General features: G+C 67.0%; 19 protein-coding genes. 12 read left to right on the plus strand and 7 right to left on the minus strand.

Annotated elements, in window-relative coordinates; genetic code table 11:
- Positions 1-736: 736 nt before the first annotated feature.
- Positions 737-988 carry a hypothetical protein gene (locus AC1RLU_RS02030; protein WP_492793650.1) on the minus strand — a complete coding sequence of 84 codons (252 nt, stop codon included), beginning with the start codon at positions 986-988 and terminating at the stop codon, positions 737-739.
- A gap of 164 nt (positions 989-1,152) precedes the next feature.
- Between AC1RLU_RS02030 and AC1RLU_RS02035 the strand changes: the two genes are divergently transcribed.
- Positions 1,153-1,413 (plus strand): hypothetical protein, encoded by a 261-nt coding sequence (locus AC1RLU_RS02035; RefSeq protein ID WP_492793651.1) that lies wholly within the window; start codon positions 1,153-1,155, stop codon positions 1,411-1,413.
- Between the two features lies 1 nt (position 1,414).
- Here the strand turns inward: AC1RLU_RS02035 and AC1RLU_RS02040 are convergent, their stop codons facing one another.
- The gene (locus AC1RLU_RS02040; RefSeq protein WP_492793652.1) at positions 1,415-1,870 is read right to left on the minus strand and encodes an RbsD/FucU family protein; all 456 of its coding nucleotides are present in this window, start codon (positions 1,868-1,870) and stop codon (positions 1,415-1,417) included.
- The gene (locus tag AC1RLU_RS02045; RefSeq protein WP_492793653.1) at positions 1,864-2,724 is read right to left on the minus strand and encodes an amidohydrolase family protein; all 861 of its coding nucleotides are present in this window, start codon (positions 2,722-2,724) and stop codon (positions 1,864-1,866) included. Before AC1RLU_RS02045 ends, AC1RLU_RS02040 begins: the two co-directional genes overlap by 7 nt.
- Positions 2,725-2,925: 201 nt before the next feature.
- Between AC1RLU_RS02045 and AC1RLU_RS02050 the strand changes: the two genes are divergently transcribed.
- The 9 genes from AC1RLU_RS02050 to AC1RLU_RS02090 all read left to right on the plus strand — a co-directional run bounded on the left by AC1RLU_RS02050 (position 2,926) and on the right by AC1RLU_RS02090 (position 12,237).
- Positions 2,926-4,263, plus strand: coding sequence for an ABC transporter substrate-binding protein (locus AC1RLU_RS02050; RefSeq protein ID WP_091856971.1), 1,338 nt, complete (start codon positions 2,926-2,928; stop codon positions 4,261-4,263).
- 134 nt (positions 4,264-4,397) lie between these two features.
- Entirely contained in the window at positions 4,398-5,327 is a 930-nt protein-coding gene (locus AC1RLU_RS02055) for a carbohydrate ABC transporter permease (protein WP_061970010.1), read from the plus strand.
- The gene (locus AC1RLU_RS02060; protein WP_082617579.1) at positions 5,327-6,145 is read left to right on the plus strand and encodes a carbohydrate ABC transporter permease; all 819 of its coding nucleotides are present in this window, start codon (positions 5,327-5,329) and stop codon (positions 6,143-6,145) included. Before AC1RLU_RS02055 ends, AC1RLU_RS02060 begins: the two co-directional genes overlap by 1 nt.
- A gap of 84 nt (positions 6,146-6,229) precedes the next feature.
- Positions 6,230-7,126: a dihydrodipicolinate synthase family protein gene (locus AC1RLU_RS02065; RefSeq protein ID WP_492793654.1), complete on the plus strand. Its 897-nt coding sequence runs from the start codon at positions 6,230-6,232 to the stop codon at positions 7,124-7,126.
- 5 nt (positions 7,127-7,131) lie between these two features.
- Positions 7,132-7,827: a GntR family transcriptional regulator gene (locus tag AC1RLU_RS02070; protein ID WP_492793655.1), complete on the plus strand. Its 696-nt coding sequence runs from the start codon at positions 7,132-7,134 to the stop codon at positions 7,825-7,827.
- A 72-nt stretch (positions 7,828-7,899) separates the two neighbouring features.
- On the plus strand, positions 7,900-8,892 hold the full coding sequence (locus tag AC1RLU_RS02075) for a sialic acid TRAP transporter substrate-binding protein SiaP (RefSeq protein ID WP_492793656.1): 993 nt from the start codon (positions 7,900-7,902) through the stop codon (positions 8,890-8,892).
- A 180-nt stretch (positions 8,893-9,072) separates the two neighbouring features.
- Positions 9,073-9,570 carry a TRAP transporter small permease gene (locus tag AC1RLU_RS02080; RefSeq protein ID WP_492793657.1) on the plus strand — a complete coding sequence of 166 codons (498 nt, stop codon included), beginning with the start codon at positions 9,073-9,075 and terminating at the stop codon, positions 9,568-9,570.
- Positions 9,567-10,853 (plus strand): TRAP transporter large permease, encoded by a 1,287-nt coding sequence (locus tag AC1RLU_RS02085; protein WP_061970000.1) that lies wholly within the window; start codon positions 9,567-9,569, stop codon positions 10,851-10,853. The genes AC1RLU_RS02080 and AC1RLU_RS02085 overlap by 4 nt, the downstream gene beginning before the upstream one ends.
- 85 nt (positions 10,854-10,938) lie before the next feature.
- Positions 10,939-12,237, plus strand: coding sequence for a hypothetical protein (locus tag AC1RLU_RS02090; protein ID WP_492793658.1), 1,299 nt, complete (start codon positions 10,939-10,941; stop codon positions 12,235-12,237).
- On the opposite strand, the gene AC1RLU_RS02095 is transcribed toward AC1RLU_RS02090, so the two are convergent.
- From AC1RLU_RS02095 to ppk2, 4 genes are all read right to left on the minus strand, one after another.
- Positions 12,185-12,760: a hypothetical protein gene (locus tag AC1RLU_RS02095; protein ID WP_492793659.1), complete on the minus strand. Its 576-nt coding sequence runs from the start codon at positions 12,758-12,760 to the stop codon at positions 12,185-12,187. The two genes, AC1RLU_RS02090 and AC1RLU_RS02095, sit on opposite strands and share 53 nt — an antisense overlap.
- Positions 12,757-13,311: a hypothetical protein gene (locus AC1RLU_RS02100; protein WP_492793660.1), complete on the minus strand. Its 555-nt coding sequence runs from the start codon at positions 13,309-13,311 to the stop codon at positions 12,757-12,759. Before AC1RLU_RS02100 ends, AC1RLU_RS02095 begins: the two co-directional genes overlap by 4 nt.
- The gene (locus AC1RLU_RS02105) at positions 13,308-13,904 is read right to left on the minus strand and encodes a hypothetical protein (RefSeq protein WP_492793661.1); all 597 of its coding nucleotides are present in this window, start codon (positions 13,902-13,904) and stop codon (positions 13,308-13,310) included. Before AC1RLU_RS02105 ends, AC1RLU_RS02100 begins: the two co-directional genes overlap by 4 nt.
- A gap of 91 nt (positions 13,905-13,995) precedes the next feature.
- Positions 13,996-14,949, minus strand: coding sequence for a polyphosphate kinase 2 (gene ppk2, locus AC1RLU_RS02110; RefSeq protein WP_492793662.1), 954 nt, complete (start codon positions 14,947-14,949; stop codon positions 13,996-13,998).
- Between the two features lie 121 nt (positions 14,950-15,070).
- On the opposite strand from ppk2, the gene AC1RLU_RS02115 reads away from it, so the two are divergent.
- Together AC1RLU_RS02115 and pstS are read left to right on the plus strand one after the other, a co-directional pair.
- Complete coding sequence (locus AC1RLU_RS02115; RefSeq protein WP_492793663.1) at positions 15,071-16,129, plus strand: ATP-binding protein; 1,059 nt, start codon at positions 15,071-15,073, stop codon at positions 16,127-16,129.
- A 114-nt stretch (positions 16,130-16,243) separates the two neighbouring features.
- Positions 16,244-17,269: a phosphate ABC transporter substrate-binding protein PstS gene (gene pstS / locus AC1RLU_RS02120; protein WP_061969988.1), complete on the plus strand. Its 1,026-nt coding sequence runs from the start codon at positions 16,244-16,246 to the stop codon at positions 17,267-17,269.
- Positions 17,270-17,406: the final 137 nt, after the last annotated feature.

The following is a 17,406-nucleotide window of genomic DNA, read 5'->3' on the forward strand; positions in this document are numbered from 1 at the left end:
AAGATTTATGGCTGCAAGGCCAAAATACCACACTGAAGCCAGAGCGGACTGGTAGTGATTGCCGTTGAGAAAACTTATCCCCGCCCTCTCACCCCACCCCTATCCTCAGCCCACCTCGTCCCCGAGGGGCAGCCATCCGGAGGTATGCCGTTGGCGGGGCGGGGGCGGCGCCTGCGGGTGGGGTTACGACCCACTCCCGGGAGGCTTCGGGGCACCGCCCTGGGGGTACTACGGCCCCTGTGCGAGGAGCTCGCTGGAAGGCATGGCGGCACCGCCTCTGCGGGGCCAGGACGCGACAAGGCCGGCAGCGGACCGAAAACGGCTTGGCCCGTTTCGGGATCATCCGCTGCACGAGACAAAGGAGATCGCGCAAGCGTCTCTGCCGAACTGGCGTCGAGGTCCGCAGGTCAGCGAAACGCCATGCCGTATAAGCGCGGCCCGGAGACTTAAGAACGCCGGCAAGCGGAGCGCCACGGGGCGTGCGGATGGTGGCTCAATCCATCCGCGCCGCATCCTGGCTCAATGGAAGCGGCCCGATACCCCGCGCCTCGCGGCGCTCCGCTGCCCCTCATCGATCAACGAACGCGGCAACGCGGGCGGCGAAGATGCATGCACGGAAACCGGCCGTCATGCTCGGGCTTGTCCCGAGCATCCACGTCTTGAACACGACCTGCATCGGCGAAGACGTGGATGGTCGCCACAAGGGCGACCATGACGGGGAGCGTAACGTTTCCGCTCAATCCCCCGTCATCGTCATTTCGGCGTCGATCGCCTTCATCTTCGGATTGGCGGCGCAGAAGGCCCTGATCTTGTTCGCGACGGGGGCTGAGTATTCGCTCTTGCGGTGGGCGCCGGATTTCAGCCAGTCGGCGCAGCTCTGCTCCCGGTCGGTGATCCGGGCGGCGGCGGGCGCGGCGAGGAAAAGGCCGGCGAGAGCGGCGAGCAAGGCGAGGCGGGGCATGGTCTGGTCCTGAACGGGCGGCGGCATCACAGGCTTCGCCTCGGGCGCCGCTCCTGCCTTGCGTCGCGCCTGCTTGCAAATGCGATTGTCGCAGGCCCGATGCGCGGGCAGGGCAGTGCGGTCGAAGAGGGCAGGCAGGGCTGCGCATTTCGTGATAGGCAGCGGCTCGATCCGAAACAGGTGAAGAGACCATGGCCAAGAAGACCCCCGAACAGCTCGCCCAGGAATTCGAGGGCCGCAAGGCCAAGGGGCTGGCCAAGGGCGGGGCGGCGTACTGGCCCAACATCATCGCCAATGCCGTGCTGAAGCTGACCCAGCAGCGGGCCGAGATCACGCCGGAGACGCTGATCGAGATGATCGAGCGCGAGGCGCCGACGCTGGAGATCACGGTTCGGTCCGGTGCGGCGGAGGCCGTCGCGCGCCTGAAGCAGGCCGTCGCCAAGGGTTCGTGAGCTAGCCCGGCTCGCCGGCGATGACGCCCTTGCGCAGCAGGAAGCAGCCATAGGGACGGGGATCGCCGACCTGCACCACCGCGAAAGCCCGTCGCGCCTGATCGTAGAAGGCGAAACGCTCGATGCCGGCGAGCGGCGCGGGGCGGCCGAGCGCCTTGTCGATTTCGGACTGGACCGCGCGCTGGACATCGGGGATCGCGGTGGCATCGCCGACCACTTCCATGCGCCGGAGCGGTGCGGGCTCGAAATCGTCGATCGGCAGCACCGAGAGGATGGCGCGGGCGGCGCGCTGCATCGTCAGGCCGGGCAGGCGGATCAGGCGGCCGCTGGTGGTCGAACTGGCGATGGTCTCGGCCGGGTGGTTGGCATCGACCAGCGCGAGGTCGTCGCCATGGCCCATCGCGGCGAGCACCCAGAGCAGGTCGGCGGAGAGGACGGGGTCGAGATTTTTCAGCATGACGGGCGGCGGCCCCTCTTCGTCAGGTAGATGCGGGCGGCGTTGCCGCCAAAGATTGCGGCGCGCTCGGCTTGCGTGAGTGTCGCGGTGAGGCGCTCGGCGGCAGCGAGCCACTGGTCGTAGCTGGCGGCAAGTGTCGCGACCGGCCAGTCGCTGCCCCACAGCAGGCGCTCCGGCCCGAAACAGGCCAGCAGCTGCGCGACGGCCGGCGCCAGTGTCGCCTCGCGCCAGCCGGGCGCAGCCTCGGTGACGAGCCCGGAGAGTTTGCAGGTGGTGTTCGGCCTCGCCGCCAGCGCCGCGATGCCGCCGCGCCAGGCGGAGAGGTCGGCGCCGGTGAGGTCCGGCTTGGCGCCGTGGTCGATGACGACGGGCAGGTCCGTCTCGCGCTCCAGCAGCGTGAGAAGCGCGGGGATTTGCGGCGGCTTCACCAGCGCGTCGAAGACGAGGCCGTGCTCCTTCAGCGCCGCGAAGGCCGGCGCGAGGGCGGGCTTCGCGAGCCAGCCGGGATCAGGGATGTCCTGTACCATGGGGCGCAATCCCACGAGCAGCGGATCGGCGGCGAGGGCTGCGATGCGGGCGGGGGCGTCGGGTGCGTCGAAATCGGTCCAGCCGACGACGCCTGCGACGAAGGGCGCGGCGGCGGCGATGGCGAGCAGGTGATGCGTCTCGGCTTCGGTCGGCGCGGCCTGAACGAGGATGGTCGATGCGATGTCGTGCTGCGCCAGCAGCGGGGCGAGGTCGGCAGGTTCGAAATCGCGATGGATGGGGCCGAGCGCCGGCGTCAGCCAGCCATAGTCGCCGCGGGCGAGGCGCCAGAAATGCTGGTGGGAATCGATGCGGGGCGGGCTCGTCACGGGCGGCTCTCGCGGCGGTTCGGCGGCGGCAGGGGAGATGTGACACTACTATGTGCACGCCAACATGTTAGCTTGCAACCGGCCCGAAAGGAGATTAGCGTTCAGCCCGATCGCGGAAGCGGGAGGTGGCGTTCCGCCTCGTGATCCGCGCGCCATCAAAGGCCCGAAACGGGCCGTGTTCAAGTCCTGGGGAGGACGCCGATGACCGACCATCTTCTCAAGCCGACCCGCCGTGTCCTGCTGGCCGGCGGCGCCGCCGCGATCGCCTCGCCCTTCGTGCTGCGCAAGGCGCAGGCGCAAGGGGCGTTCGACTGGAAGAAGTTCTCCGGCCAGACGATCGACGTGCTGCTGGTCAAGAACCCGCGCTCCGACCTGATGCAGGCGGCGGAGAAGGAGTTCACCGAACTCACCGGCATCAAGGTCTCGGCCGAGCAGGTGCCGGAGCAGCAGCAGCGCCAGAAGGCGGTGATCGAGTTCGCCTCGGGCAAGCCGAGCTTCGACGTCAGCGGCATCTCGCTGCATGTGCAGAAGCGCATGGCGGCCAAGGGCAAGTGGTTCGAGAACCTCGATCCCTACATCAAGAACGCGTCGCTGACCGCGCCGGATTTCGATTTCGCCGATTTCGGTGCCGGCCCGGTCGCCTATGCGCGCCAGGCCGACGGGGCGCTCGATACGATTCCGTTCTTCGTCGACTACTGGATGATCTACTACAACAAGGAGCTCTTCGACGCGAAGAAGGTCGCCTATCCGAAGACGATGGACGAGATGTTCACCGCCGCGCAGAAGCTGCATGACCCCGCGAAGGGCGTCGCCGGCTTCGTCTCGCGCGGCCTCAAGAACGCCAACGTCCCCGTATGGACCTCGCTGATGCTCGGCCAGGGCATGGAGACGGTTTCGCCCGAGGGCAAGCTGCTCACCGATACGCCGGAAGCGATCTGGGCGGCGGAGCTCTATCGCAAGCTCAACAAGGAGACCGGCCCGGTCGGCCAGGTCGGCTTCAACTGGAACGAGTGCCAGACCAGCTTCATGCAGGGCCGCGCCGCGATGTGGCTCGACGGCATCGGCTTCGCCACACCGCTGGAGGACCCGTCCAAGTCACGCATCGTCGGCAAGGTCGGCTACGGCGTGACGCCGCCGGGGCCGAAGGCGCATCACGCCGGCATGTTCGCCGACGGCATGGGCATTTCGCGCGGCTCCTCGAAGAAGGAGGCGGCCTGGCTCTATCTCCAGTTCATGACCAACAAGAAGAACCAGATCGCCATGCTCAAGGCCGGCGCCGGCGCGCCTGGCCGTTCCTCGGCCTATCTGGACACCGAGACGATCGCGAGTTCCAAGTTCGGCAAGCAGTATTTCGAGTGCCTGCTGGCCTCGGCCAAGATCGCGCGGGCCGGCCTGCCGCAGATCGTGCCGGTGACCGAGTTCCGCGACGTGTTCGGCGTGGGGCTCACCAACATGATCGGCGGGGCGGATGTCGCGGCCGAGCTCAAGAAAGCGACAGAAACCTTCGCGCCGGTGCTCGCCAAGAGCGAGCAGGGCTGAGGGCGCGAAGCGGGAGCGTCATGGTCGGGCTTGTCCCGACCAGCCACGTCTTCCCGCATCGCAGGCTGTGTTCAAGACGTGGATGCTCGCCACAAGGGCGAGCATGACGATTGGTTTCCAGTGAAGCAGACCGCATGACCAGCACGTCCCTGCCAGCCAGCATGCCGAGTACGACACAAGCGAGCGTGGCCGCGGCCTCGGCGGATTTCACGCCGCGCTACTGGCTGTTCTCGCTGCCGGCGGTGCTGGTGATCGCGGCGGTGATCGTCTTCCCCTGGCTGTTCACGCTCTACATGTCCGGGCAGGACTGGAAGATCGGCGGCGGGGTGGAGTTCGTCGGCCTCGGCAACTTCGCCGAGCTGATGAAGGACCAGCGCTTCATCGAGTCGATGGGGCATACGCTCTACTTCACGGTGCTGGCGGTGGTCCTGCCGATCGTCTTCGGCACGGCGGCGGCGCTGGTCTTCCATCGCGAGTTTCCGATGCGGGGCGTGCTACGCACGATCTTCGTCATGCCGATGATGGCGACACCGGTCGCGGTCGCGCTGGTCTGGACGATGATGTTCCACCCGCAGCTCGGCGTGCTCAACTACCTGCTCTCGCTCGTCGGCATCGGGCCTTCCGGCTGGGTCTACGAGTCGTCGACGGTGATTCCGACGCTGGTCCTGGTCGAGGTCTGGCACTGGACGCCGCTGGTCATGCTGATCGTGCTCGGCGGATTGGCCGGGCTGCCGCGAGAACCTTACGAGTCCGCGCTGATCGACGGCGCCAATGACTGGCATATGTTCCGGCACATCACGCTGCCGCTGGTCTGGCCCTTCATCATGGTCGCGATCGTGATCCGCACCATCGATGCGCTGAAGGCCTTCGATACGATCTTCGTGATCACGCAGGGCGGGCCGGGCACGGCGTCGGAGACGCTGAACATCTTCCTCTATCTGCAGGCCTTCCAGTTCTACAAGATCGGCTACGCCTCGGCCGTCGTGGTGATCTTCTTCGTCATCATCATCATGCTCTCGCTACTGCTGCTCTATGCCCGGCAGAAGTCGAAGTGGAACGCGTGATGAACCGCGCGCTCAAGAAATTCGGCTTCTGGGCCTCGGTCTTCGTGCTGGTCTCGCCGGCGGTGCTGGTCTTCCTCTGGATGATCTCGCTGTCGCTGAAGAACGAGCTCGACAACACCGCCTTCCCGCCGGTCTTCATTCCCGATCCGCCGACGCTGAAGAACTATGTCGACGTCTTCGCGCAAAACAATTTCGGACTCTATCTCTGGAATTCGATCCTGGTCACCGGCGGGGCGGTGCTGCTCGGCTTGCTGGTCGGCGTGCCCGCCGGCTACGGCATCGCGCGCGGCAAGGCGCATAAATTCGCGGTGCTGATCCTGGTGGCGCGGATGACGCCGGCCCTGTCCTACCTGATCCCGCTCTTCCTGCTCTTCCAGATCACGGGATTGGTGGGCTCCATTACGGCGCTGGTCATCACCCATCTCGTCATCACCATCCCGATCATCGTCTGGATCATGATCGGGTATTTCGAGAACGTTCCCATGGAACTCGAAGACGCCTCGCGCATCGACGGCGCCACGACCTGGCAGGCCTTCCGCCATGTCGCTCTGCCGCTGGCGAAACCGGGCATCGTCGTCGGCGGCATCCTCGCCTTCATCTTCTCCTGGAACAACTTCATCTTCTCGGTGGTGCTCGGCGGCAAGGCGAGCCGGACGCTGCCCTCGGCCGTCTACAATTCCCTGACCTTCGAACAGATCTCCTGGGGGCCGCTTGCTGCCGCGGCGCTGCTGGTGACGCTGCCCGTGCTGCTCGTCACCGTCATCGCCCAGCGCCAGATCGTTGCCGGGCTCTCTGCCGGAGGCCTCAAGGACGGCTAGAGACAAGTCCGCCGGACCGCTTGCGGGCGGCTCTGTCTTCATTCTAACATGTCAGTCAACATTCAGCCCTGAAAGCCCTCTCAAATGGCCACCCAAAAGACCCGCTTCGGCCTCTCCTGTGCGATCACCACTCCGATGCGGGATGGCGGCAGCGTCGACCTCCCGCGTCTCGTCCATCACGCCCGCCATGTGCTGGCCGAGGGCTGCGATTCCGTCACGCTGTTCGGCACGACGGGCGAGGGCGCGGCGCTGGGCCTGCCGGCGCGCACCGCGATGATGGGCGCGCTGATCGGGGCGGGGATCGACCCGGCCAGGCAGATCTATGCGGGCATCGCGGCGGCCTCAATGAACGAGGCGGTGGAGCAGGCCCGCATCGCGCTCGATGCCGGGGCGAAGGGGTTGCTGGTCGCGCCGCCCTTCTACTTCAAGGGCGTCAGCGACGAGGGGCTCTATGTCTGGTTCTCGCAGTTCTTCGAGAAGCTCGGCGCCTCCGCCCGCAATGTCGTGGTCTATCACATCCCCTCGGTGACGGCGGTCGATATCAGCGTCGGGCTGGTGCAACGGCTCAAGACCGCGTTCCCTGGCCTCGTCGTCGGCGTCAAGGATTCCTCGGGCAGCTACGCCAATACCGAGGCGCTGCTGAAGGCGCATGGCGAACTCGCGATCCTCGTCGGCGACGAGCGCCAGCTCGCCAAGGCGGTGCGCAACGGGGCCGAGGGCACGATCTGCGGCCTCGCCAATCTGGTTCCCGGCCTGCTGCGCCCGATGGTCTATGAGGGCAAGGACAGCCCGGTGGTGAATGCGCTGGTCGACGAGATCTGCTCGCATCCGGTGCTGGCGGCGGTGAAGGCGCTGGTCGGCCATATCCATGGCGATGAGGGCTATGGCGCGATGCGCCCGCCGCTGGAAGCGCTGGACGCAGGCACCCGCAAGCGGCTCTTTGCCGCCTTCGATTCGATCAAGCAGGCCAAGGCCGCCTGACAGTAATGCCGGAAGGAGGGGTCGTGAGCGAGCCGGAGCAGGAACCGCGCGAGGGCGAGCCGCTGAAGCTGAGGGAGCGCGCCTATGCCTCCTTCACCGAGCGATTGCTGGCGCGCGAGATCAAGCCCGGCCAGTTCGTGACCCAGCGCGAGCTCGTGGCGATGACGGGGTTTCCGCTCGGCGCCATCCGCGAGCTGGTGCCGCGACTGGAGGCTGAGGGGCTGATCAAGACCGTGCCGCAGCGCGGCATGCAGGTCGCCCATGTCGATCTCAACCTGATCCGCAACGCCTTCCAGTTCCGGCTCTTCCTGGAAAGGGAGGCGACGGCGCTCTACACGCAGAACGCGACGGATGAGGAGATCGCCGAGCAGCGCGCCCGTCACGAGGCGATCATCGCGCGGGCGGAAGCCGGCGGCGACGAGCGGCTGATCGAGGATGCCGAGGATGTCGACCGGCTGATGCACGAGGCGATCATCGACCATCTCGACAACGACATCGTCAGCCAGGCCTTCCGCGTGACCTGGCTCAAGATCAGGCTGATCCGCCAATACGAGACGCGCATCCAGAACCACATCCTGGTGCCGGTGATGCAGGACCATCTCAAGATCATCGCCGCGATCGAGAGCCGCGACCCAGAACGGGCATCGGACGAAATGAGCATCCATATCGGCAACGCTCGCGCCAGGGCGATGCAGTACTGACGACTTAAGGACAACCACGCAGCACAGCATGACGACGAGCCGGAAAACCGGCCGCTCGGGAGGGAAGCGACGATGACCAGACTGACGAAACGCAGCTTGCTCCAGGGTTCCGCCGCTGTCGGCGCGACGGTGTTCATGCCGGCGGTCGCAAGGGCGCAGGCGACGGTGCTGCGCTGGGGCGAGATGCTGCCGGCGACGCATCCGCAGGTGCAGATGGTCGAGCGCATCGCCAAGCAGGTGAAGGAGAAGACCTCGGGCCGCGTCGATATCCAGTCCTTCCCGGCCGGCCAGCTCGGCTCCGGTAAGGACATGATGGAATCGGTTTCCTCGGGCGCGCTGACCATGACGACCGATGGCGCGGCGGCGCTGGGCTCCTTCCTGCCGCAGCTCTCGGTGGTGGAAGCGCCCTATCTCTGGCGCGACGCGGCTCATATGTCGAAGGTCGCCAAGGCGCCGGTGTTCACGCAGATGAATGCCGAGCTCGAGAAGAAGCGCGGCATGCGCATGATGGCGGTGACCTATTACGGCAAGCGCCACCTGACGACCGGATCGAAGGCGGTGAAGAGCGCGGCTGATGTCGCGGGACTGAAGCTGCGCGTGCCGCCGGTCGACACCTTCCGCGCCATGGTCGAAGCCTGGGGCGCCAAGGCGACGCCGGTCAATTTCAACGAGCTCTATCTCGCGCTCAGCCAGGGCGCCGTCGACGGGCAGGAGAACCCGCTGCCGACGATCCACAGTGCCAAGCTGCAGGAGGTTCAGAAGCACCTGATCCTGACCGGGCACATCATCACGCCACGGCTCGTCATCGTGAACAGCGATTTCTGGAAGGGGCTGAAGGACGCCGACCGGACCGTGGTGGAAGCCGCGATCGCCGATGGCGTCGCCTGGCAGGACGCGGAGCTGACCAGCCAGGAAAACAGCCTCGTCGCGACGCTGAAGGCGGGCGGCATGACCGTGACCGAGCCCGATCTGGAAAGCTTCTCCAAGCCTGTGCTGGCGAGCCTGCCCAAGCAGTTCGAGAGCAAATGGGGCAAGGGCACCTGGGACGCGCTGGCGGCGCTGTAAGGCACTGCCAGTGGCGGAACCGCTTCGTCATGGTCGGGCTCGTCCCGACCATCCACGTCTTCATCCCCGACGGGTTGCGCTCGAGACGTGGATGCTCGCCACAAGGGCGAGCATGACGGCGCGAGCCGCACATATGTGCCCTCCCGTTCATCCGAGCATCAGGACATGGCTGGTCATCCGATGAAATCCCTCGCCGCCCTGGCGGACCGGCTGGTCTACTGGTCCGCGGTCGTGCTCCTGCTGACGCTGCTCGCCGTCGTGGTGCTCGGCGTGTTCTTCCGCCAGATCAACCAGCCGCTGGCCTGGTCGGACGAGCTGGCGCAGTACCTGCTGGTCTGGACCGGCTTCGTCGGCTGGATCATCGCGGCGCGGCGGCGTTCGCATATCCGCATCATGGTCTTCGCCACGCGGTTGCCGCGCGCCGCACAGGCGGTGCTGGAGATCGCGACGCAAGCCTCGGTGATCGTCTTCGCGGCGGTGCTGCTGCGTTACTCCTGGGGCCTGATCGAGCGGACCTGGGACGTGGAATCGATCGCGCTGCCGGTCAGCTCGGCGGCGCTCTACATCGTCATGCCCTTCGCCGCGCTGGCGCTGATCCTGCAGGCGCTGGCCGAGATCGGCGACGTGCTGGCCGGGCGCAAGGTCGAGGTCGCGGAACCCGGAGTGCAGGCGCTATGACCACGCTGATGCTGCAGATCCTGCCGGTCTGGTTCCTGGCCTTGATGATCGGCGTGCCGCTCTTCGTCTCGATGGGGCTCGCGGCCGTCGCCTTCGTCTTCCTCGGCGGCTTCCCGCTCGGCATCGTGCCGCAGAAGATCGCGCAATCCGCCAATTCCTTCCCGCTGCTGGCGGCGCCGCTGTTCATCCTGATGGGCAACATCATGAACTCGGCGGGGATCACCGACCGGATCTTCGGCTTCGCCACCGCCTGCGTCGGCTTCATGCGCGGCGGGCTCTGCCATGCCAATATCCTCGCCAGCGTGATCTTCGCGGGCATGTCGGGCTCGGCCGTGGCGGATGCCGGCGGCGTCGGCACGCTCGAGATCAAGGCGATGCGAGACGAGGGCTACGATGCCGAGACGGCGGCCGCGATCACGGCGGCTTCCGCGACGATCGGGCCGATCATCCCGCCCTCGCTGCCGATGGTGATCTATGGCGTCACAGCCGATGTCTCGATCGGCGGGCTGTTCATCGCCGGCATCATTCCCGGCCTGCTGATGGCCGGCGCGCTGATGGCGATGGTCGTCTACATCGCCAGGAAGCGTGACCTGCCGCGCCATCCGTTCCCCGGGTTCCGCCAGCTCTGGGTCGCCTACAGGGAGGCGCACTGGGCGCTGATGACGCCGGTCATCCTGTTCGGCGGCATGATGGGCGGCATCTTCACGCCGACCGAGGCGGCAGCGGTGGCGACCGCCTATGCGCTGGTGCTCGGCCTCTTCGTCTATCGCAGCTTCTCGCTGAAGACCCTGCCGGAGCTCGTGGTCCAGACCGTCGAAACCACCGGTGTCGTGCTGGCGCTGGTGATGGCGGCGGCGGCGCTCGGCTGGTGCCTGTCGATCTCGCGGATTCCGCAGGTGGTCGGGCCGGCGCTGGTCGAGCTTGCCGGCAGCCCGATCGTCTACCTCTTGATCGTCAACCTGCTGCTGCTCTTCGTCGGCTGCTTCATGGAAGCGCTGGCGGCGATGCTGATCCTGATCCCGATCCTGACGCCGGCGGCGGCACAGTTCGGCATCGATCCGATCCAGTTCGGGCTGATCTTCGTGCTCAACCTGATGATCGGCACGATCACGCCGCCCGTAGGCGTGGTGCTGTTCGTGACCTCGAAGGTGGCGAACATCTCCTTCGAGGCGATGTCGCGGGCGATCGTGCCCTGGCTGGCGCCGCTGATCGCGGTCCTGATCGCGATTACGCTCTGGCCGCCGCTGACGACCTGGCTGCCGCAACTGATCATGGGGCGCTGACGGGGGGCTTGTTCCTGGCAGGGCGTGTCAGCAATGCGCCCGGGCCGGGTTCGCCATGCGGGAGCGATCGCCTAGACTGGCGCCGATGCGCGAGATCGGCGACCTCACTCGGCAATTCATCCATCTGTGGCGCTTCGGCTGGCCGATGCTCCTCTGCGTCGCTGCCGGCGGGGCGCTCGTCACGGACCTCCTGATGCCGCTGGCGGTGAAGGCGGGCTTTGCTAACGCGCTCGCCGGCTTCGTCGTGCTCTCGGCGATCGTGCTGGCGAGGCTCATCACGGTCGTCGCGATGTTCCTGTCGCTGCGCCCGGCGATGCCGGCGGTGGCCGCGCTGTTTCCGGTGAAGCCGCGCGCAGGAGCTGCCGACATCGCGGCGAAGGACCCGGACTGGCTCGGCGTGGTCGCGATCGCGATCATTCCCTTCTTTGCCTATTACGCGGCCTGGGGCTTTCTCGGCGACACCGTACGGGACTATTCACTGCTGGCGCTGGAGATGGCCGATCTCGGCCAGAAAGTGTCGCTGTTCGACGTCCCGGCGACGCTCTGGCTCGGCATCGCGGTCGCGCTCGCCTTCGGGATGCGCAGGCTGGCGAAATTGATGCAGACGCGCAGCTCGCGCCCGGCCTGGCAATTCGTCATCGTGCTTTGCGACGCCAACTGGATCTTCGTCGGTCTCTATGCGCTCGCGGGGTGGAAGAATGCGGCTTGGGCCTGGATCGGCACAGGTGGGCCGCTGCCCTATCTGATCCGGGCGCGCGACCTTCTTCTCGGGCTGATCGGCAAGGCGCAGGCGGCGACGCCCGTCGCGGTCGATCTCGCGCCGCCTTCCTTGCAGAGCAGCGCGCAGGGGCTTTTCCTCTATGCCCTGCTGCCGCTGGTCTGGCTCCTGATGGCGGCGGTGATCTACGGCTTCGACATGAAGGACGCGGCGGCCCTGAGTGGCCACCGGCGCACCGCGGCGGCCTTGTCGCGCTATGGGCGACTGCCGAAATTCCTGCGCGAGTTCCTCGACCATTTCGTCGCCGGCTACCGCTCCCGCTACCTGCCGATCGCCAACAGCGTGCGGCTCGCCTTCGGGGCCGGGCTCGCGGTGCTGATCGGCTTCGTCCTGCTCTACCGCCTTATCGGCTGGGCAGCGGCCTGGGGCTGGATCGGCCTCGCGCATCTGATCGGGCCGCAGGAGCTGCCGGCCTGGCAGGCGCTGGCCAGCATCATCGCCTTCTTCCTGGGCGGGCCCAGCGATATCCGCGGTGGCATCCTGGTCGAGGCGCTGCGCATCTGCCTCATCGCGGCCGTGGTGGAGCAGGCATCGGCAAAGCGGGTCGAGGCGCTCAGTTCGTCCGCGCAAAGCGAAGGTAGCGCGGCCGCGACGCCGGCAGGCTGATCGTGACATCGGCCGTCGCGAAGGCCGATGTCGGCAGGATGAAGCTCTCGGTGATCGCGGCGGTCGAGCCGGCAACCGGCTTGCCGAGGAAGGCGGGACCGCAGGTCTTGCCTTGGTCCTTGTCGCGGCTGAGAACGCGCCTCGCCTCGCTCGGCGCCAGGAAGGCGGGCTGCCAGCGCCGGCCGTCCGGGGCGAGCAAGGCGATGCGACAGGGCGGCTGCGCAACGCTCTCCGCATCCAGCACCTTCGCCTCGAGGCGCAGCAGCGCGACGGCAGAGCCATTCGGCCGTTCGGCGATGCGCTGGAGACTGACGATGCGCCATTCGGCGCCGGCGAGGGGAGCGGGCCGGTCGAACGGCGAGGTCTGCGCGACGAGATCGCTGGCTCCGGCCCAGGCCGAGACGGTCTTGCGCGCCTGCACGAACAAGGCCAGCGGCAGGACGATCGGCAGTGCCCAGAGACAGCGCCTGCGCCAGTTCGGCGGCGGCTTCGCCGCGGGTTCGGCTACGGTCGCGTCCGTCATGTCAGCGTTTCCAGGTCGAGGGTTTCGGCCTGCTCGATACGCTCGTCGGGGATCGTGATGCGCAATTGCGTGTCGAGGCGCGGCCAGCGCGACATCGAGACGAGCAGGGCGCCATTGCGCGCCGCGTCGCGGCCGATCTCGAAAATCAGCAGGCCCCGCTGTGGCAGGCCGGGTTCGAGGCGCCTGCCGCGCAGGAAGCCACGGACCGACTCGGCCCGCTCGCTTGCCTCGAAGCGCAGGCCGGACGCTGCCAGCCAGGTTGCGCCGCTGAGTGCCGTGGTGGCGGGGGTGCCCTCGACCTCCACGACGGCCACGGCCCAGAGCCCGCCGGTGTCACGGTCGTAGCTGCGGCCGAAGGCTTGCCAGCGCAGGCGCTCCGCCAGGACGACCTTTTCGACACGCAGGGTGAAGCCGCGGGCATTTGCGGTCGCGCCGGCGACGCCGTGCTGCGTGATCGGGCCGGTGATCTCGCTATAGCCCGGCGTGGTCTGCTGCAGGGCGAAGAGGAGCAGCGCCGCGACGGCGAGCGCGGTGACGCGGGCGAGGATCATGAGCCGCCGCCTTCCGTTCGCAGCGGCAAGGTGATCGCGGCGACGGGCTTCCGATTGAACCAGCCTGGCGCGGCGAGGAGATTGTCGCGCGGCTTGAAGGTCTCGCCGGTGACGACGACGCGGATGGCTTCAGGCGCCGGCGCAGCTTCCGGCAAGTCCCAGACCATGCGGATACGCTCCGGCAAGCCCGGTTGCAGGGCGCCGAGGATGGCGCCGTCGCGCAGCAGATAAGCGGTGGGCAAAGGCGAAAGGCCGGCGATTGGCGGATCGAAGCTCAGGATGCGGGCAATTGCGTTGCTGCTCTCCGAGCTCCGGTTCATCAGGTCGAGATCAACGCTGAGCGCCGTCGTGCCGGGCCGTCCGCGATAGCCGTCGGGGCGCGGGGCGCTGCTCAATCCGGCCTCGCGAATGACGAGTTGCCAGCGCCCGGCCTCGATGGGCTGCCCGGCCTGCGCAGCCGGAAGGTTGGCGGGTGGCATCGCCTCGCGCAGGGTCTGAGCGGTGGTCAGCCCAAGCGCCAGCAAGCCGCCGATGCCGATCGTCAGCTTCGACGCGAAGGATCGCCGCAGGCTTGCGAAAGCCGTGGTCGCCATGGGCCGGTTGCTCGTCTCCGCTCCGGTCGAAGCCGGAAGATCACCCGATTCTGTGACCGGAATCCGGCAGGAGCGATTTCACAGGCCGGGATCAATGGCTTTCGGGTTCGCCACCGTTGTCGAGATAGCGGCTCACGGGGATGACGATCTCCTCGTCGAGCGTGCCGATCGCGGCCTCGTCCTTGTCCTTGTAGGGGATTGCGCGCAGGACGTGCCGGATGGCGTTCAGTCGGGCGCGGAGCTTGTCGTTGCTGCGCACGACATGCCAGGGCGCGGCTTTGGTCGAGGTCCGGGAGAGCATCTCGTCGAAGGCGCGGGAATAGTCGTCGAAGCGCGGGACCGACTCGAAATCGATCGGCGAGAGCTTCCAGCGCTTGAGCGGATCATGCCAACGGGCGTGCAGGCGGGTCATCTGCATCTCGCGGCCGATGGTCAGGAACAGCTTGATCAGGCGGATGCCGTCGCGCGCCAGCATGCCCTCGAAGGCGGGGGCCTCATCGAGGAAATGCTCGGTCTCCTCCGGCTTGCAGAAACCCATGACGCGCTCGACGCCGGCGCGGTTGTACCAGGAGCGGTCGAAGAACACGATCTCGCCGGCTGTCGGCATCTGCGCGGCATAGCGCTGGAAATACCACTGGCCCTTCTCCGTATCGGAGGGCTTGGACAGGGCGACGATGCGGGCCTGGCGCGGATTGAGATGCTGGGTGAAGCGGGCGATGGTGCCGCCCTTGCCGGCGCCGTCGCGGCCCTCGAAGACGATGACGATGCGCTCGCCATGCTTGCTCGCCCAGCGCGTCAGCTTCTGCAATTCGATCTGCAGCGGCTCCATCTCGCGGTTGTAGCGCTTGCGCTTCATCCGCTTGCCATAGGGGTAATTGCCGCTGTGATAGGCCGCGTCGATGATGGCTTCCGGCAGGCTGTCGGCCTCGATGTCGAAGCCCTTCGGCTTTTTGGATCTGGTGCGGGTTTTGGCTGGCTTGCCGTGCTCCTCCGACGGAACGACGACAGATTCCTTCGCGCCCGGATCCGAGAATTTCTTGGCCATCGTCCTGTTCTCCGCTTTGGATCAGCCTAGCCGGCTAGCTCGCGGAAGGGAATTGACGCCTGCCGCTGTTCCGCTCAGGAAGAGGCCCCGTCGGCATCCGCCGTCTGTCTCCGGGCTTTGCATGGTCAACCTTTCCGCTTCCAATGCCGCGCTGGTGCGGGACGTGGTCGAGGCGCTCGGCGCGCCGGCCGTGCTGCTCGACGGGCAGGGTGTGGCGCAGGCGCTGAGCCCGGCCATGCAGGCGCTGATCCCGGGGCTGGCGGCCGGCAAGCTCCTGGCGCTGGTGCTGCGCGATCCCGACCTCAACGACGCGATCGAGCAGGTCGCGATCGAGGGGGGCGCCAAGACCATCGAGCTCATCGAGCGCGTGCCGGTGGAGCGGACCTTCCGCATCCATATCGCCGCGCTGCGCGACAGCGGCCTGCGCCATGCGACGCTGCTCACCTTCCAGGATTTGAGCGAGCAGCGCGTGATCGAGCGCATGCGCGTCGATTTCGTCGCCAATGCCAGCCATGAACTGCGCACGCCGCTGGCTTCGCTGCTCGGCTTCGTCGAGACCTTGCAAGGCCCGGCGCGCAACGACGAGCGGGCGCGCGAGCGCTTTCTCGGGATCATGCGCGAGCAGGGTCTGCGCATGGCCAGGCTGGTCGACGACCTGCTCTCGCTGTCGCGGATCGAGCAGCGCGCCCATGTCGCGCCGGATACCCCGGTCGATCTGGCGGGTATCGCCCGCGAGATCGTGGATTCGCTGACGCTGATGGCCCGCGAGCGACAGGTCGCCTTGGTGCTGAAGACGCCGCGCGAGGCGTTGCAGGTGCCGGGCGATCGCGACGAATTGCTGCGCCTGATGGAAAACCTCGTCGAGAACGCCATCAAATACGGCAAGCCGGGCGGGGAGGTCGCGGTCACCGTCGACGCCGGCGAGAACGAGGCGAGCTTCAGCGTGCGCGACGACGGGCCAGGTATCGCGCCGGAGCACCTGCCGCGCCTGACCGAGCGCTTCTATCGGGTCGACACCGCAGCCAGCCGCGAAGCGGGCGGCACCGGGCTGGGGCTTGCGATCGTCAAGCACATCGTGCTGCGCCATCGCGGCCGGCTGACGATCGAGAGCAAGTCGGGTGAGGGGGCGACCTTCCGGGCGATCCTGCCGCGCTTCGAGGCGGGGCGCGCCAACGGCTGATCCGTGCATGACAGCCATTCATGACAGCTTTCATGACGAACTGTCATTTGGCTGTCATACAGAGGGTGTTCTGACAGGGTCGCTGCAAACAGCGATCAGATGAGGACTTCTCACATGCGCAAGATTCTTGTTCTCGCGGCCGTTGCCGTCGGGATCGCCGGTTCCGCCCAGGCCGCCGACATCACCGGTGCCGGCGCGACCTTCCCCTTCCCGATCTATGCGAAGTGGGCCGAGGCCTACAAGAAGGAGACGGGCATCGGCCTGAACTACCAGTCGATCGGCTCGGGTGGCGGTATCCGCCAGATCAAGGCCAAGACCGTCGCCTTCGGTGCCACCGATGCCCCGCTCAAGGGCGCAGACCTGACCAAGGACGGCCTGATCCAGTTCCCGACCGTGATGGGCGGCGTCGTGCCGGCCGTGAACATCGCCGGCGTCGAGCCCGGCAAGCTCAAGCTCTCGGGCGAGATCATCGCCCAGATCTATCTGGGCGACATCAAGAAGTGGAACGACCCGAAGATCGTCGCGCTCAATGCCGGCGTCACCCTGCCGGACGCGAACATCAACCCGGTCTACCGCTCGGACGGCTCGGGCACGACCTTCGTGTTCACCGACTACCTCTCCAAGGCCTCGGCCGAGTGGAAGTCCAAGATCGGCGCCAACCAGTCGGTCCAGTGGCCGGTCGGCATCGGCGGCAAGGGCAACGAGGGCGTCTCGGCCTCGGTCAAGCAGGTCGCCAACTCGATCGGCTATGTCGAATATGCCTATGCCAAGCAGAACAAGCTCTCCCACGCCCTGGTGAAGAATGCCGACGGCAACTTCCCGGCGCCGGAAGAGAAGGCCTTCCAGGCCGCCGCCGCCAATGCCAACTGGAACGAGCAGCCGGGCTTCGGCATCTCGCTCAACAACCAGAAGGGCGCGGATGCCTGGCCGATCACCTCGGCGACCTTCATCCTGGTCTATGCCAAGCCGGAGAAGCCGGAAGAGACGCAGGCCGCTCTGAAATTCTTCGACTGGGTCTACAAGAACGGCGACAAGCTCGCGAGCGAGCTCGACTACGTCGCCCTGCCGACGAACGTGAAGGACCAGGTCCGCAACGCCTGGAAGGGCGTGACCGACACGGCCGGCAAGCCGATCTTCTGATCGCTGCGATCGACAAGGCGAGGCGGGGTTCGACCCGCCTTGCCGCACTCTTCGAGCCCTCATCCTGAGGAGCCCTGTTCGGGCGCTCCTCAGGATGAGGGCTGGGATCGGGCGGACCCTCCGACGATCCCGGCCAT

The sequence above is a fragment of the Allobosea sp. GW822-FHT05A11 genome (genome assembly GCF_058800455.1).

What these genes read in the sequence shown, in the direction of transcription:
- AC1RLU_RS02030 (WP_492793650.1), bottom strand. Translation starts at nt 988, where the DNA reads ATGCCGCCGCCCGTTCAGGACCAGACCATGCCCCGCCTCGCCTTGCTC.
- AC1RLU_RS02035 (WP_492793651.1), top strand. Translation starts at nt 1,153, where the DNA reads ATGGCCAAGAAGACCCCCGAACAGCTCGCCCAGGAATTCGAGGGCCGC.
- AC1RLU_RS02040 (WP_492793652.1), bottom strand. Translation starts at nt 1,870, where the DNA reads ATGCTGAAAAATCTCGACCCCGTCCTCTCCGCCGACCTGCTCTGGGTG.
- AC1RLU_RS02050 (WP_091856971.1), top strand. Translation starts at nt 2,926, where the DNA reads ATGACCGACCATCTTCTCAAGCCGACCCGCCGTGTCCTGCTGGCCGGC.
- AC1RLU_RS02055 (WP_061970010.1), top strand. Translation starts at nt 4,398, where the DNA reads ATGACCAGCACGTCCCTGCCAGCCAGCATGCCGAGTACGACACAAGCG.
- AC1RLU_RS02060 (WP_082617579.1), top strand. Translation starts at nt 5,327, where the DNA reads ATGAACCGCGCGCTCAAGAAATTCGGCTTCTGGGCCTCGGTCTTCGTG.
- AC1RLU_RS02065 (WP_492793654.1), top strand. Translation starts at nt 6,230, where the DNA reads ATGGCCACCCAAAAGACCCGCTTCGGCCTCTCCTGTGCGATCACCACT.
- AC1RLU_RS02070 (WP_492793655.1), top strand. Translation starts at nt 7,132, where the DNA reads ATGCCGGAAGGAGGGGTCGTGAGCGAGCCGGAGCAGGAACCGCGCGAG.
- AC1RLU_RS02075 (WP_492793656.1), top strand. Translation starts at nt 7,900, where the DNA reads ATGACCAGACTGACGAAACGCAGCTTGCTCCAGGGTTCCGCCGCTGTC.
- AC1RLU_RS02080 (WP_492793657.1), top strand. Translation starts at nt 9,073, where the DNA reads ATGAAATCCCTCGCCGCCCTGGCGGACCGGCTGGTCTACTGGTCCGCG.
- AC1RLU_RS02085 (WP_061970000.1), top strand. Translation starts at nt 9,567, where the DNA reads ATGACCACGCTGATGCTGCAGATCCTGCCGGTCTGGTTCCTGGCCTTG.
- AC1RLU_RS02090 (WP_492793658.1), top strand. Translation starts at nt 10,939, where the DNA reads ATGCGCGAGATCGGCGACCTCACTCGGCAATTCATCCATCTGTGGCGC.
- AC1RLU_RS02095 (WP_492793659.1), bottom strand. Translation starts at nt 12,760, where the DNA reads ATGACGGACGCGACCGTAGCCGAACCCGCGGCGAAGCCGCCGCCGAAC.
- AC1RLU_RS02100 (WP_492793660.1), bottom strand. Translation starts at nt 13,311, where the DNA reads ATGATCCTCGCCCGCGTCACCGCGCTCGCCGTCGCGGCGCTGCTCCTC.
- AC1RLU_RS02105 (WP_492793661.1), bottom strand. Translation starts at nt 13,904, where the DNA reads ATGGCGACCACGGCTTTCGCAAGCCTGCGGCGATCCTTCGCGTCGAAG.
- ppk2 (WP_492793662.1), bottom strand. Translation starts at nt 14,949, where the DNA reads ATGGCCAAGAAATTCTCGGATCCGGGCGCGAAGGAATCTGTCGTCGTT.
- AC1RLU_RS02115 (WP_492793663.1), top strand. Translation starts at nt 15,071, where the DNA reads ATGGTCAACCTTTCCGCTTCCAATGCCGCGCTGGTGCGGGACGTGGTC.
- pstS (WP_061969988.1), top strand. Translation starts at nt 16,244, where the DNA reads ATGCGCAAGATTCTTGTTCTCGCGGCCGTTGCCGTCGGGATCGCCGGT.